The 14916-nt window shown below is 57.8% G+C and carries 15 protein-coding genes and 1 other RNA gene; 12 read left to right on the forward strand and 4 right to left on the reverse strand.

What is annotated here, in order from left to right:
* Window positions 1-86: 86 nt before the first annotated feature.
* The 4 genes from fbaA to IEX01_RS11160 all read left to right on the forward strand — a co-directional run bounded on the left by fbaA (window position 87) and on the right by IEX01_RS11160 (window position 3992).
* Window positions 87-1163: a class II fructose-bisphosphate aldolase gene (fbaA, locus tag IEX01_RS11145; RefSeq protein ID WP_024555547.1), complete on the forward strand. Its 1077-nt coding sequence runs from the start codon at window positions 87-89 to the stop codon at window positions 1161-1163.
* Window positions 1164-1355: 192 nt separating this feature from the next.
* Window positions 1356-2315, forward strand: coding sequence for a small-conductance mechanosensitive channel MscS (gene mscS / locus IEX01_RS11150; RefSeq protein WP_188723852.1), 960 nt, complete (start codon window positions 1356-1358; stop codon window positions 2313-2315).
* Between the two features lie 139 nt (window positions 2316-2454).
* Entirely contained in the window at window positions 2455-3087 is a 633-nt protein-coding gene (gene argO / locus IEX01_RS11155; RefSeq protein ID WP_188723853.1) for an arginine exporter ArgO, read from the forward strand.
* 104 nt (window positions 3088-3191) lie between these two features.
* Window positions 3192-3992 carry an oxidative stress defense protein gene (locus IEX01_RS11160; RefSeq protein ID WP_188723854.1) on the forward strand — a complete coding sequence of 267 codons (801 nt, stop codon included), beginning with the start codon at window positions 3192-3194 and terminating at the stop codon, window positions 3990-3992.
* A 28-nt stretch (window positions 3993-4020) separates the two neighbouring features.
* On the opposite strand, the gene argP is transcribed toward IEX01_RS11160, so the two are convergent.
* Entirely contained in the window at window positions 4021-4914 is an 894-nt protein-coding gene (gene argP / locus IEX01_RS11165) for a DNA-binding transcriptional regulator ArgP (protein WP_024555543.1), read from the reverse strand.
* A gap of 165 nt (window positions 4915-5079) precedes the next feature.
* On the opposite strand from argP, the gene rpiA reads away from it, so the two are divergent.
* A complete protein-coding gene (gene rpiA, locus IEX01_RS11170) occupies window positions 5080-5739 on the forward strand; it encodes a ribose-5-phosphate isomerase RpiA (RefSeq protein WP_024555542.1) in 660 nt (219 codons plus the stop codon).
* A 272-nt stretch (window positions 5740-6011) separates the two neighbouring features.
* Entirely contained in the window at window positions 6012-7250 is a 1239-nt protein-coding gene (serA, locus tag IEX01_RS11175; RefSeq protein WP_024555541.1) for a phosphoglycerate dehydrogenase, read from the forward strand.
* Between the two features lie 48 nt (window positions 7251-7298).
* Here the strand turns inward: serA and IEX01_RS11180 are convergent, their stop codons facing one another.
* The 3 genes from IEX01_RS11180 to zapA form a co-directional block, all read right to left on the reverse strand.
* On the reverse strand, window positions 7299-7895 hold the full coding sequence (locus IEX01_RS11180) for a 5-formyltetrahydrofolate cyclo-ligase (protein WP_188723855.1): 597 nt from the start codon (window positions 7893-7895) through the stop codon (window positions 7299-7301).
* A 14-nt stretch (window positions 7896-7909) separates the two neighbouring features.
* A non-coding RNA gene (ssrS, locus tag IEX01_RS11185) (6S RNA) lies at window positions 7910-8093 on the reverse strand.
* A 42-nt stretch (window positions 8094-8135) separates the two neighbouring features.
* On the reverse strand, window positions 8136-8465 hold the full coding sequence (gene zapA / locus IEX01_RS11190) for a cell division protein ZapA (protein WP_024551313.1): 330 nt from the start codon (window positions 8463-8465) through the stop codon (window positions 8136-8138).
* Between the two features lie 163 nt (window positions 8466-8628).
* On the opposite strand from zapA, the gene IEX01_RS11195 reads away from it, so the two are divergent.
* The 6 genes from IEX01_RS11195 (at window position 8629) to gcvH (ending at window position 14869) form a co-directional block, all read left to right on the forward strand.
* Window positions 8629-9207, forward strand: a complete 579-nt coding sequence (locus IEX01_RS11195; protein ID WP_024555539.1) for a YecA/YgfB family protein — start codon at window positions 8629-8631, stop codon at window positions 9205-9207.
* A 24-nt stretch (window positions 9208-9231) separates the two neighbouring features.
* Window positions 9232-10548: a Xaa-Pro aminopeptidase gene (pepP, locus tag IEX01_RS11200; protein ID WP_024555538.1), complete on the forward strand. Its 1317-nt coding sequence runs from the start codon at window positions 9232-9234 to the stop codon at window positions 10546-10548.
* Window positions 10545-11723, forward strand: coding sequence for a 2-octaprenyl-6-methoxyphenyl hydroxylase (ubiH, locus tag IEX01_RS11205; protein ID WP_188723856.1), 1179 nt, complete (start codon window positions 10545-10547; stop codon window positions 11721-11723). Before pepP ends, ubiH begins: the two co-directional genes overlap by 4 nt.
* Before the next feature lie 11 nt (window positions 11724-11734).
* Window positions 11735-12937, forward strand: coding sequence for an FAD-dependent 2-octaprenylphenol hydroxylase (gene ubiI, locus IEX01_RS11210; protein WP_024560366.1), 1203 nt, complete (start codon window positions 11735-11737; stop codon window positions 12935-12937).
* Between the two features lie 421 nt (window positions 12938-13358).
* Entirely contained in the window at window positions 13359-14456 is a 1098-nt protein-coding gene (gene gcvT, locus IEX01_RS11215) for a glycine cleavage system aminomethyltransferase GcvT (RefSeq protein WP_024555535.1), read from the forward strand.
* 23 nt (window positions 14457-14479) lie between these two features.
* Window positions 14480-14869 (forward strand): glycine cleavage system protein GcvH, encoded by a 390-nt coding sequence (gene gcvH / locus IEX01_RS11220; RefSeq protein WP_024555534.1) that lies wholly within the window; start codon window positions 14480-14482, stop codon window positions 14867-14869.
* Window positions 14870-14916 lie beyond the last annotated feature (47 nt).

Consider the following 14916-nt stretch of genomic DNA (forward strand, 5'->3'; position numbering starts at 1 on the left):
AGGCTTCCTCGCCCGTTGTTTTCAGCGTGCTTTGACTGTCAGGGCTCGCACTTTTTTCTAACGGCCGAAGATACAGGACTACGTAAATGTCTAAAATTTTTGATTTCGTAAAACCGGGCGTCATCACGGGTGACGACGTACAGAAAGTGTTCCAGGTAGCTAAAGAAAACCACTTCGCGCTGCCGGCGGTAAACTGCGTGGGTACTGACTCCATCAACGCCGTTCTGGAAACCGCTGCCAAAGTAAAAGCGCCGGTTATCGTACAGTTCTCTAACGGCGGTGCTGCGTTCATCGCGGGCAAAGGCTTCAAAGGCGAAGGCCAGCAGGCGGCCATCCTGGGCGCTATCTCTGGTGCGCATCATGTTCATCAGATGGCGGAGCACTACGGCGTTCCGGTTATTCTGCATACCGACCACTGCGCAAAGAAACTGCTGCCGTGGATCGACGGCCTGCTGGACGCGGGTGAAAAACACTTCGCCGCTACCGGCAAACCGCTGTTCTCCTCTCACATGATCGACCTGTCTGAAGAGTCTCTGGAAGAGAACATCGAGATCTGCTCCAAGTACCTGGAGCGCATGTCCAAAATGGGCATGACCCTGGAGATCGAACTGGGCTGCACCGGCGGTGAAGAAGATGGCGTGGACAACAGCCATATGGACGCTTCCGCTCTGTACACCCAGCCGGAAGACGTTGACTACGCGTACACCAAACTGAACGCGATCAGCCACCGTTTCACTATCGCGGCGTCCTTCGGTAACGTACACGGCGTTTATAAGCCGGGTAACGTGAAGCTGACCCCGACCATCCTGCGCGACTCTCAGGAATACGTTTCTAAGAAACACAACCTGCCGCACAACAGCCTGAACTTCGTGTTCCACGGCGGTTCCGGCTCTTCCGCTCAGGAAATCAAAGACTCCGTAAGCTACGGCGTTATCAAAATGAACATCGATACCGACACCCAGTGGGCAACCTGGGAAGGTATCCTGAAGTACTACAAAGAGAACGAAGCTTACCTGCAGGGTCAGCTCGGCAACCCGAAAGGGGAAGATCAGCCGAACAAGAAATACTACGACCCGCGTGTTTGGCTGCGTGCAGCGCAGGTCAGCATGGTGACGCGTCTGGAGCAGGCATTCAAAGAACTGAACGCTGTTGACGTTCTGTAACAATTGCCTTAACTCTTTCTCAGGCCCGCTTCTGGCGGGCCTTTCTTTTTGTTAAATCAACCTGCTGCGTCCTCCGCCCTCTGCCTGTCGCCTGGCGTAATCCCGCCGTTTTGTTTACCCTTAAATCACTTCGCTGCCGTCCTTCGGGCAGTAAATTTTTAACCCGGCCGGGGTCACTACGAGGAGTGCCGAATGGAAGATTTAAATGTGGTAGACAGCATCAATAATGCGGGAGGCTGGCTGGTGCGCAACCAGGCGCTGCTGCTGAGCTATGCCGTCAACATTGTGGCGGCGATAGCCATTATTATCGTCGGGATGATTGTGGCTCGCGCCATCTCCAACACCCTTAACCGTGTGATGGTGGCGCGTCATGTGGATGCGACCGTTGCGGACTTCCTCTCCGCGCTGGTGCGCTACGGCATCATTGCCTTTACGCTGATTGCCGCGCTGGGCCGCGTGGGCGTGCAGACTGCTTCTGTCATCGCCGTACTCGGTGCCGCAGGTCTGGCCGTGGGGCTGGCGTTGCAGGGTTCGCTGTCCAACCTGGCGGCCGGGGTGCTGCTGGTCACGTTCCGGCCTTTCCGCGCCGGTGAATATGTCGACCTCGGCGGCATTGCGGGTACGGTGCAACACGTACAGATTTTCTCCACCACGCTTATCACCGCCGACGGGAAGTATGTGGTCGTGCCCAACGGGAAAATCATCGCCGGCAACATTATTAACTATTCCCGCGAACCGGTTCGTCGCAACGAGCTGATTATCGGCGTCTCTTACGATGCCGATATCGATCGCGTGCGTCAGATCCTTACCGATATTGTTATGTCTGACGAGCGTATTTTGAAAGATCGCGACAGAACGGTGCGTATGAATGAACTGGGCGCTTCCTCAATCAACTTTGTTATTCGTTGCTGGAGCAAGAGCAGCGACCTGCAGGAAGTCTATTGGGATATTCTGGAGCGCGCCAAGAAGGCGCTGGACGCGGAAGGCATCAGCATTCCTTATCCGCAAATGGACGTCAATGTGAAGCAGCTTGCGAAGCCTAAGCAGGAGCAGGCGGCTGAACAGGAGCCGAAACCGTCCGCCATTATTACGGAGTCGACGGCCCAGGAGGCCAAACCGGCCCCCCAGGATAAGCTCTCCGGCGCCCAGTAAAGATTAAGCCAGCGTAACGCTGGCTTTTTTATGACTATTCCCATTAGCTCTACTTATTGGCGATTAAAATTTTGCGTTTGGGCTAATGAAAAAGGCGCATTACACTTGTTTTCCAACTCAAGAAATTCAGGGAAAAAGAGTGTTAAGCTATTATTTTCAAGGGCTTGCTTTAGGCGCGGCAATGATATTGCCCCTTGGCCCGCAAAACGCCTTCGTGCTCAACCAGGGCATCCGTCGCCAGTATCATCTGATGATCGCTTCGCTGTGCGCGTTAAGCGACATCGTGCTGATTTGCGCTGGCGTCTTTGGTGGTAGCGCGATCCTCATGCAGTCGCCATGGTTGCTGGCGCTGGTGACATGGGGCGGCGTGGCGTTCCTCTTGTGGTACGGCTTTGGCGCGCTTAAAACGGCGTTTAGCCGGCACGTTGCGCTGGCGAATGCCCAGGCGATGAATCAAGGCAGGCTGCGGATTATCGCTACGATGCTGGCGGTGACCTGGCTTAACCCTCACGTTTACCTGGACACCTTCGTGGTGCTGGGCAGTCTCGGCGGGCAACTGGCGGAAACGCCGAAGCGGGCTTTCGCGCTGGGCACCATCAGTGCCTCCATCCTCTGGTTCTTCGGCCTGGCGCTGCTGGCGGCCTGGCTTGCGCCGCGTCTTCGCACCGAAAAAGCCCAGCGCATCATCAACGGCATTGTGGGGCTGGTGATGTGGTTCATCGCTTTTCAGCTTGGCCGCGAAGGTGTTGCGCACATAAACACGCTGCTCTAAACCTTCTCTGATGGACATTTGTTTTAAGAAAGCTAAGCTTGCAGCCAGACGCCCGCACGCGCAGGACGGGCCACTTCAGTGAAATGCAACACGGAGGAGAAACAGTGAAGTTTAAAGTGATGGCGCTGGCGGCTCTGGTCGCACTTAGCACGGCAAATATTCAGGCGAATGAATTGCCGGACGGCCCGCATATCGTGACGTCAGGGACGGCGAGCGTGGATGCGGTTCCGGATATCGCGACGCTGGCTATTGAGGTCAACGTAACGGCAAAAGACGCCGCTTCCGCCAAAAAGCAGGCGGACGATCGCGTTGCGCAATACCTCGGTTTCTTGCAGCAAAACAATGTCGAGAAAAAAGATATCAACTCCGCGAACTTACGCACCCAGCCGGAATATGAGTATCTGAAAGATGGCAAAGCCCAGCTTAAAGGATATCGCGCGGTACGTACCGTCGAGGTGACGCTGCGTCAGCTGGACAAGCTTAACGATCTGCTGGACGGCGCGCTGAAAGCGGGGCTTAACGAAATTCGCTCCGTATCGCTCGGCGTTGCGCATCCGGAAGAGTACAAAGACAAGGCGCGCAAAGCCGCTATTGACGACGCCGTACGTCAGGCGCAGCAGCTGGCCAGCGGCTTTAAGCGTAACCTGGGGCCGGTGTACAGCGTGCGTTATCACGTGTCGAACTACCAGCCGGGCCCGATGGTGCGGATGATGAAAGCCGAAGCCGCCGCGCCGGTGAGCGCTCAGGATACCTACGATCAGCAAACCATTCAGTTTGACGATCAGGTCGACGTGGTGTTTGAACTGCAGCCGGAGCAAGCGCAGCGCGAATCCGCTCCAGCTTCGCTCAATAGCGCGCCAGGGCAGAACGCCGCGCCAGCGACGAACACCACCAATGCTAAGTAAAGAAAAACCCGCCGTCCGGCGGGTTTTTTTATTCCTGTCTTAACACCTTATGGCCATATTCCAGCAGCGCGTCGGTGACGTTGCGCATCATGCGGCTTTCCGGCGCAAAGCGGTGCCAGTAAAGCATCCGGCGCTGGCAAAGGCCTGGCGTGAGATCGATAAGCTCGCCGCTTTGCAGCTCTTTTTCAATCTGCAAATGCGGGATCATGCAGCAGGTGGTGCCCTGGCGGGCGAGCTGTACAAAGGCTTCCGATGAGTTGACGATGTGGCACGGCACGCTGCCCGGCGGCAGGTCAAAGTTTTGTTGCAGGAAGGCCTGATGCATATCGTCGAGATGGTCGAACGCCACCGCAGGCGCTTTTAACAGCGAAGCGCGGGTGACGCCGTTGGGAAAGTAGCGTTCGGCAAACGCCTTCGAGGCGACAAACAGGTAGTCGAGCGCGCCGAGCTTATCTACGAGGCAGCTTGGCAGCGCCTGCGGCTGGATACTTACCGCGCCCACCACTTCGCCCCGGCGTAAACGTTCCTGCGTGCGGGTTTCATCCTCCACTTGCAGGTTAAGGCGAATAGGGGAGTCGACCAGTACCGGCGCCAGCGCAGGCAACAGCCAGGTAGCCAGACTGTCGGCGTTGACCGCCAGCGACAGCAGAAGCGGAGTCGCGCCCGTCTGTTCGTCGCCGAGCCATTCATCCTCCAGCAACTCCACCTGACGCAGCAACGCCAGCAGCTTCTGGCCCTGTTCGGTAGGGCGCGGCGGCACGGTGCGAACCAGCAAAGGCTGGCCAAACATGTTTTCCAGTTGCTTGATGCGTTGCGACACGGCGGACTGGGTGATACACAGCTTTTGCGCGGCGCGCTCAAACCCGCGTTCACGAATGACCGCATCCAGCGCCTGTAGTGTCCTGTAGTCCGGGCGTTTCATCTTTTTAGCATGCTCCTGAATCGTAATGTTTCGCACTATGACATAAATTTTTGCCAGGCACAGGCAGAAACCGCAATCATCGGAGCAGTATGCCTGACGGAAGGAGTCTTTTTCAGCGAGCCTGTTCTATAATGCGCCACAGTTTTCACACACAGGCAAAAGATCATGACGCAGGATGAACTGAAAAAAGCAGTGGGCTGGGCCGCGCTTCAGTATGTGCAGCCGGGAACGATTGTCGGCGTGGGCACCGGCTCCACGGCGGCGCATTTTATCGACGCGCTCGGCACCATCAAAAATCAGATTGATGGCGCGGTATCAAGCTCGGACGCTTCCACCGCCAAACTGAAAAGTCTCGGCATTCACGTTTACGATCTCAACGAGGTGGATTCGCTCGGCATTTATGTCGACGGCGCTGATGAGATAAACGGCCAGATGCAAATGATTAAAGGCGGCGGCGCGGCGCTGACGCGTGAAAAAATCATCGCCTCGGTGGCGGAAAAGTTCATCTGTATCGCCGATGCGTCAAAGCAGGTCGATATCCTCGGCAACTTCCCGCTGCCGGTTGAGGTTATCCCGATGGCGCGAAGCGCAGTAGCCCGTCAGCTGGTGAAACTGGGCGGCCGTCCGGAATACCGCCAGGGCGTGGTGACCGATAACGGCAACGTCATTCTGGATGTCCACGGCCTCTCTATCATGGAGCCTGTTGCGCTGGAGAATGCGATCAACGCGATTCCAGGCGTCGTCACCGTGGGCCTTTTTGCTAACCGCGGCGCGGACGTTGCGCTTATCGGCACGTCGGAAGGTGTCAAGACCATCGTGAAATGATCTGACCGGGGCGCTCGCGCGCCCCGCCAGGGTAAAAAAATCTTAACCGCGAAATTTGGTGACATATGTCACATTCGTCGTCTCTGCTTTTCCATTTCTGCCGTCATATTTCTGCCACACAATATTTTCTTCTGCCTTTCTGCACTGCGTGACTTTTCTTCAGGACGCTGACGCAAACGTTCATATTGCCGGACCCGCAAATTTTGATATGTTGGCAGAAGGCTGACTTATTGCTCAGTACACAATCTGATAAGACAAGACAGGGTCGGGAAATGGCAAAAGTATCACTGGAGAAAGACAAAATTAAATTCTTGCTGGTGGAAGGCGTGCACCAGAAAGCCATCGATAGCCTGCGCGCAGCGGGTTATACCAATATCGAATACCACAAAGGCGCGCTGGACAGCGATGCGCTGAAAGAGTCGATCCGTGACGCTCACTTTATTGGCCTGCGATCCCGTACCCATCTGACCGAAGAGATTTTCGCCGCAGCGGAAAAACTGGTAGCGGTAGGTTGCTTCTGCATCGGCACCAATCAGGTTGACCTGAACGCGGCGGCGAAACGCGGTATTCCGGTCTTTAACGCGCCTTTTTCTAATACCCGTTCCGTAGCGGAGCTGGTGATCGGCGAACTGCTGCTGCTGCTGCGCGGCATTCCGGAAGCGAACGCCAAAGCGCACCGCGGCATCTGGAACAAACAGGCGGCGGGCTCTTATGAAGCGCGCGGCAAAAAGCTTGGCATCATCGGCTACGGCCACATCGGCACCCAGTTGGGCATCCTGGCGGAAGCGCTGGGCATGCATGTTTATTTCTACGACATTGAAAGCAAACTGCCGCTTGGTAACGCCACGCAGGTTCAGCATCTTTCCGATCTGCTGAACATGAGCGATGTGGTCAGCCTGCACGTGCCGGAAAACGCCTCAACGAAAAATATGATTGGCGCAGAACAGCTCTCGTTGATGAAGCCGGGCGCGCTGCTGATCAACGCCGCGCGCGGCACCGTGGTTGATATCCCGGCGCTGTGCGACGCGCTGTCGCGCAAGCACCTCGCGGGCGCGGCGATTGACGTTTTCCCGACGGAGCCTGCCACTAACAGCGATCCGTTCAACTCCCCCCTGTGCGAATTCGATAACGTTATTCTGACGCCGCACATCGGCGGCTCCACGCAGGAAGCGCAGGAGAACATCGGTCTCGAAGTCGCGGGCAAGCTGGTGAAATACTCCGACAACGGTTCAACGCTCTCTGCCGTTAACTTCCCGGAAGTTTCGCTGCCGCTGCACGGCGGCACGGTAAGCCGCCTGCTGCATATTCACGAAAACCGTCCTGGCGTGCTGACCGCTATCAACCAGATCTTCGCCGAGCAGGGCATTAACATTGCCGCCCAGTTCCTGCAAACCACGCCGCAGATGGGTTATGTGGTTATCGACATTGATGCCGAAGAAGATGTGGCGAACAAAGCGCTGCAAAGCATGAAGGCGATTGCAGGCACCATTCGCGCTCGTCTGCTGTACTGATAAAAGAGCCATAAAAAAGCCCGCTTCGGCGGGCTTTTTGTTGGGCGCTTACCACGTCCAGATCTTTTCAGGCGTGACGACGGCGGGCAGCGGGATATCCCATTCTTCAACGGGAAGCGAGGCCACCTGCTGGCAATCATGGGCGTAACCCACCGGCCACAGCTCATGGCTGCGCCAGTTTTGCAGTGTACGGTCGTAAAAGCCGCCGCCCATGCCAAGACGTTGCCCCTGTGCGTCAAAAGCGACCAGCGGCGTGACCAGCACATCCAGTTCGCTTAGCGGCAACACGTGGCGGACATCGAGCGGCGGCTCGTAAATTTTCAGACGATTCAGCATCAGTTCGCTGTGCGGAAAGTAGCGCAGAAAAAGCAGATTACCGGGACTGAAGGGGTGAAGCACAGGCAGGTAAACGTGCTTACCGGCGCGCCAGAGTCCTTCTATCAGCGGGCGGGTATCGAGTTCGCCATCAAAAGAGAGAAACGCCGCTACGGTTTTCGCTTCCACCACGGGCGCATAAGCCATCATTCGGGCAGCGGCCTGTTGAGCAAATCGCGTTTGCTGTTCGGGCGTAATAGCACGGCGTAACTGACGGATTTCTTTGCGGATTTGCTGTCTGAGTTCGGGAGTAACTGGCCGTTGCGTCATGGTAGTAAAAGTGGGGAATCTCCGAGATGCCGCCGTAGGCTGTAACCCTTGAACCCGCGGTTCAAGGTGAATGCGTCGTCACGGTTTTCAGGCTTCTCGGACGAACCGAGCATGCTCACCAACCGTGGAGCGTCACATTCTGTTTTTTTGAAATATCGGCTCAGGGGACTGGCCCACTTGCGAACATCTCAGAGAAATTTTTTTCTTCACGGTCACTCTACCATAGTAGACCATAAAGTATTATTCAAACTTTGGTCCCGTTCTCTCACTTATGCGACCTTGCTCAAGCAATGCTTGCTCGATGGTCTGCTGGAGCATCCGAATACGCTGTTCCATGCTGGCTGCGTAATCACGGGTTTTGGTCTTTTCCTGAGCCAGCTCATAACAGACGTTCAACGCCGCGATGAAAACCAGTTGCTCAGTATTGGTGACTCTAGTGCGAACTTTCAGATCTTGCAACCGTTGATTCAGATCTTCCGCCGCCTGATTTAGTGCATCCCGCTGCTCTGGCGGACAATTCACCCGCAGTGAACGACCAAAAATTTGGATATCGACTGGTTGTGCAGACATTCCACCTTCCTGCTGTTGATTCACCTGCCGTTCGCGCCTTCCGGGGCGGCGAAGGGGCGACACTATAGCTACCCTGATAGGGAGATACAAGCCCTTTTCTGGTATCACCAGGGTCCAGAGTGGTAGCATACCATGAATATCCCCTCAACGACGATGAATGCGCATGTCTATACAGAACCAAATGCCTCGCTACGGCGAGCTCGGCCAGTTGCTTAACCAACAAGGCGTGGGGCTGACCCCTGCGGAAATGCACGGTCTCATCAGCGGAATGCTGTGCGGCGGCAACCAGGACAGCAGCTGGCAGCCGCTGCTGCATGACCTCACTAACGAGGGGTTGGCGTTTGGGCAGCAACTTGCGCAGGCGCTGCGCGAGATGCACGCCGCGACCAGCGACAACCTGGAGGATGACGGTTTTCTGTTTCAGCTTTATTTGCCGGAAGGCGACGACGTCAGCGTCTTCGACCGCGCCGACGCGCTGGCGGGCTGGGTGAACCATTTCCTGCTGGGGCTTGGCGTCACGCAGCCTAAGCTTGATAAGGTCGCCGGCGAAACGGGCGAAGCTATCGACGATCTGCGCAACATCGCGCAACTGGGCTACGACGAAGACGAAGACCAGGAAGAGCTGGAGATGTCGCTGGAGGAGATAATCGAATATGTGCGCGTAGCGGCGCTGCTGTGCCATGACACGTTTACGCGCAACGCGCCAACCGCGCCGGAAATCCGCAAGCCCACGCTACACTAAAATAAAAACGCAGCAGGAGGTGCAATGACACAGGTAGAGTTTCTCCGCCGTCGCCAGGCATTGCTGGCGAAGATGGCGCCCGCCAGCGCCGCGCTGATTTTCGCCGCGCCTGAGACGACGCGCAGCGCTGACAGCGAGTATCCGTATCGCCAGAACAGCGATTTTTGGTATTTCACCGGCTTTAACGAGCCGGAAGCGGTGCTGGTGCTTATCAAAAGCGATGACACCCATAACCACAGCGTGTTGTTTAACCGCGTGCGCGATAAAACCGCTGAAATCTGGTTTGGCCGCCGCCTGGGGCAGGAAGCGGCGCCGGAAAAACTCGCCGTGGACCGCGCGCTGGCGTTTGATGAGATTAACGAGCAACTCTATCAGCTGTTAAATGGCCTCGATGTGGTTTACCACGCCCAGGGGCAGTACGACTGGGCTGATAACATCGTGTTCGCCGCGCTGGAGAAACTGCGTCGCGGTTCGCGCCAGAACCTGGTCGCGCCCGCCACGCTTACCGACTGGCGTCCCTGGGTGCATGAAATGCGCCTGTTCAAATCGCCGGAAGAGATAGAAATCCTGCGCCGGGCAGGCGAAATCAGCGCGCTTGCGCATACGCGAGCGATGCAGGTCTGCCGCCCGGGCATGTTTGAATATCAGCTGGAAGGGGAAATTCATCATGAATTTAACCGCCACGGCGCGCGGTTTCCCTCCTACAACACCATCGTCGGCGGCGGCGAGAACGGCTGCATCCTGCACTACACCGAAAACGAAAGCGAATTGCGCGACGGCGATCTGGTGCTTATCGACGCGGGTTGTGAATATCAGGGCTACGCGGGCGATATCACCCGCACCTTCCCTGTTAACGGCAAATTTACCCCTGCCCAGCGCGCCATTTACGACATTGTGCTGGAATCGCTCGAAACCTCGCTGCGCCTGTTCCGCCCGGGAACGTCCATTCAGGAAGTGACCGGCGAAGTGACGCGCATTATGGTCAGCGGGCTGGTGAAGCTGGATATCCTGAAAGGCGAGGTGGATCAGCTGATTGCCGATAATGCCCATCGCGCTTTCTTCATGCATGGCCTGAGCCACTGGCTGGGGCTGGATGTGCATGATGTGGGCCACTACGGTCCGGACCGCTCGCGCACGCTGGAGCCTGGCATGGTGCTGACCGTTGAACCCGGGCTTTATATCGCGCCGGACGCCGACGTGCCGCCAGAGTACCGCGGCATCGGCATTCGCATCGAAGATGACATTCTCATCACTGAAAACGGCAATGAGAACCTTACCCACAGCGTAGTGAAATCCGCAGACGATATCGAAGCGCTGATGGCGGCGGCGCGTCAGGCATGAGCGTTATCATCATCGGCGGCGGCATGACCGGCGCGACGCTGGCGCTGGCGCTTTCGCACTTCACCCGCGGCGCGCTGCCGGTGCACCTGGTCGAGGCCAGCGCGCCGGAATCCGCCGCGCATCCGGGGTTTGACGCGCGCGCTATCGCCCTGGCGCACGGCACCTGCCAGCAGCTGGCGCGGTTTGGCGTCTGGCAGGCCATTGCCGATAAAGCGACGCCCATCAGCGTCGTTCACGTCAGCGACCGCGGCCATGCGGGCTTCGTGACGCTGGAAGCGAAAGAGTATGACATCGCCGCGCTGGGGCAGGTGGTGGAGTTACACGATGTTGGGCAGCGGTTGTTCAGTATGCTGCGTAAAGCGCCTGGCGTGCAGCTGCATTGCCCTGAGCGTGTGGCAAGCTTCACGCGAAGCGAAGAGGGCGTGAGCGTGCAGCTTGAGAGCGGCGCAACGCTTTCCGGCAGTCTGCTGGTGGCCGCGGACGGCACGCGTTCGCCGCTGGGCGCGCAGTGCGGCATCACCTGGCGCCAGCAGCCTTACCATCAACTGGCGGTTATTGCTAACGTGACCACCTCGCAGCCGCACGACGGCCGCGCCTTTGAGCGTTTTACTGAATATGGTCCGCTCGCGATGCTGCCGATGTCGCAGGGGCGCAGCTCGCTGGTGTGGTGCCATCCGCTGGAAAAAGAGGCGGAAGTCATGGCCTGGGATGACGCCCGTTTTTGCCATGAGTTGCAAAAGGCGTTTGGCTGGCGGCTCGGGCGCATTACCCATGCTGGCGCGCGCAGCGCTTACCCGCTCTCGCTTACCCGCTCCTCGCAGGCTATTTCTCATCGCGCCGCACTGGTCGGCAACGCCGCTCAGACGCTGCATCCAATAGCCGGGCAGGGGTTTAACCTCGGGTTGCGCGATGTGATGACGCTTGCCGAAACGCTCGCCCAGGCGCATGACCGGCAGCAGGATATCGGCAGCTATCCCGTGCTGGCGGCTTATCAACACCGCCGTCGACAGGACAGAGCCGCCACCATCGGCATTACCGATGGGCTGGTGCATGTTTTTGCCAACCGTTGGGCGCCGCTGGTCGTAGGGCGTAATCTGGGCCTGATGGCGATGGAACTATTTACCCCGGCGCGTGATGCGCTGGCGCAACGCACCCTTGGCTGGGTTGCGCGTTAAAGGAGAAGAATGTGCAAAGCGTAGATGTGGCGATTGTAGGCGGCGGCATGGTGGGGTTGGCGGTAGCCTGCGGACTGGAAGGCTGCGGCCTGCGCGTGGCGGTGCTGGAGCATCAGCCGCCGCAGCCCGTGGCCGCCGATGCGCCGCCTTCGCTGCGCGTCTCCGCCATCAATGCCGCCAGTGAAAAGTTACTGGAGAAGCTGGGCGTATGGCGCGATATCCTGAAAATGCGCGCCAGCGCCTATCACGGCATGGAAGTGTGGGAGAAAGACAGCTTCGGGCGCATCGCCTTTGAGGATAAGGGGTACGGTTATACGCACCTCGGTCATATCATCGAAAACAACGTCATTCATCAGGCGCTGTGGAACAAGGCGCAGCAGGGCAAAGACATTACGCTGATGGCCCCTGCCGAACTGCAGCAGGTGGCGTGGGGCGAGAACGAGGCGTTTCTGACGCTGAAAGACGGCAATATGCTCACCGCAAGGCTGGTGGTGGGCGCCGACGGCGCCAACTCCTGGCTGCGCGATAAAGCGGACATTCCGCTGACGTTCTGGGATTACGAACACTCCGCGCTGGTGGCGACCATCCGCACCGAGGAGCCGCACGGCGCAGTCGCGCGCCAGGCGTTCCATGGCGACGGCATTCTTGCTTTTCTGCCGCTTAGCGATCCGCACCTGTGCTCCATCGTCTGGTCGCTGCCGCCGCTTGAAGCGCAACGCATGCAGCAGGCCAGTGAAGACGAGTTTAACCGGGCGCTATGCGTGGCCTTTGATAACCGCCTGGGGCTGACGAAGGTGGAAGGCGATCGGCAGGTCTTCCCGCTGACTGGCCGTTACGCACGGCAGTTCGCCGCGCACCGGCTGGCGCTGGTGGGCGACGCCGCGCATACCATTCACCCGCTTGCTGGCCAGGGCGTTAACCTTGGTTTTATGGATGCGGCGGAGTTGATAGCCGAATTGCGTCGCCTGTTCGCGCAGGGCAAAGATATCGGTCAGCACCTTTATCTTCGTCGCTACGAGCGTAGCCGCAAGCACAGCGCGGCCGTCATGCTCGCCAGCATGCAGGGCTTTCGCGAACTGTTTGCCGGCAACAATCCGGCGAAAAAGCTGCTGCGTGATGTGGGTCTGAAACTCGCCGATTCGCTCCCCGGCGTTAAACCGCAACTGCTGCGCCAGGCGATGGGCCTTCACGATCTGCCGGAGTGGTTACGTTAACTGCGTCACACTTCTCTTTTCAACGGACGAAAAGAGGAGTGTTCACTCATTTGAAATATTCTAATTTCACCGCTTTTTTCGGATTAGTTTTTCTCATCACACGTTTTTTCTCTTAAGGCAATTCTTGCGCTGATTTGGTTGTTATTGCTGGGCAATAACGAAAAGCTCAGGATTAAAATCTGCTTTATCCGCTCTGCTCCGTTAGTAAATAGTTAAAAGCGCTGTGGCGCAGCTTTCCCATTTTGGTCATAAGCTAATGTGATGACTTAACTCACCTTATGGTTTACGCGCCATTTCGGTGATAACGTCAGGCGAAAGGTAACGTTTGCGTCGACGCCGGGATCGGTGTCGGCGACAGATGGCGGGCGCGGCAGTCAGAGGCCCAAAACCATCACCGACCCGGCAGAAAAACGAGGAAAAGATGGCCCAACAGACCCCTTTGTATGAGCAGCATGTTCAGTGTGGCGCACGTATGGTGGATTTTCACGGCTGGATGATGCCGCTGCACTACGGCTCGCAGATCGATGAGCACCACGCCGTGCGTAACGACGCGGGCATGTTTGATGTCTCGCACATGACCATCGTCGACCTGCGCGGCGAGCGCACCCGGGAATTTTTGCGCTACCTGCTGGCGAACGACGTCGCCAAACTCACCCAGCCTGGCAAGGCGCTTTACACCGCCATGCTTACCGCCTCCGCAGGCGTCATTGACGACCTGATTGTCTATTTCCTCGCTGAAGACTATTTCCGCCTCGTGGTCAACTCCGCCACCCGTGAAAAGGACCTTGCGTGGATTAACGAACATGCGGAGCCGTTCGCCGTTTCCGTTACGGTGCGCGACGACCTGTCGCTTATCGCGGTGCAGGGCCCGAACGCGCAGCAGAAAGCCGCCGCGCTCTTTAACGAAGCGCAGCGCAAAGCGGTCGCGGGCATGAAACCGTTTTTTGGCGTTCAGGCGGACGAGCTGTTTATCGCCACCACCGGTTACACCGGCGAAGCGGGTTATGAAATCGCCATGCCGAATGAGAACGCTGCAGGCTTCTGGGCGCAGCTGGTGGAAGCGGGCGTAAAACCCTGCGGTCTGGGCGCGCGCGACACGCTGCGTCTGGAGGCGGGCATGAATTTATATGGTCAGGAGATGGACGAGGGCGTATCGCCGCTCGCGGCCAATATGGGCTGGACCATCGCCTGGCAGCCGCAGGAGCGTGACTTCATCGGTCGCGAAGCGCTTGAAGCGCAGCGGGAGCAGGGGACCGAACAACTGGTCGGCCTCGTGATGAAAGAAAAAGGCGTATTGCGCGGCGGGCAGCCTGTTCACTTTACCGATGAGCTGGGCCGCGTGCGCGAAGGCGTCATCACCAGCGGTTCTTTCTCCCCAACGCTTGGCTACAGCATCGCGCTGGCGCGCGTGCCCGCGGGGATTGGCGATACCGCCATTGTGCAGATCCGCAACCGCGAAATGCCTGTCCACGTCACTAAACCGATTTTTGTCCGCGCCGGTAAGCCGGTCGCCCAATAAGTTTTGCTATCTGGAGAATAAGCATGAGCAATGTGCCGAATGAACTGAAGTACAGCAAAGAACACGAATGGCTGCGTAAGGAAGCGGATGGCACTTACACCGTCGGCATTACCGAACACGCGCAGGAACTGCTTGGCGACATGGTGTTTGTGGACCTGCCAGAAGTGGGCGCGACCGTGGCGGCGGGCGATGATTGCGCCGTCGCGGAGTCGGTTAAAGCGGCTTCTGACATCTACGCCCCGGTGAGCGGCGAGATCGTTGCGGTGAACGACGCGCTGAGCGACTCCCCGGAGCTGGTGAACAGCGCGCCGTACGGCGAAGGCTGGATCTTTAAGATCAAAGCCAGCGACGAAAGCGAAGTAGCGGCGCTGCTGGACGCGGCGGCTTACGACGCGCTGCTGGAAGACGAATAATTTCAGCTCGCTTCCCGTACAGACGAAGAAAAAGGGATAAGCGCAGG

Origin of the sequence: Franconibacter daqui, assembly GCF_014644275.1 — a bacterium.
Classification (GTDB): Bacteria; Pseudomonadota; Gammaproteobacteria; order Enterobacterales; family Enterobacteriaceae; genus Franconibacter; species Franconibacter pulveris.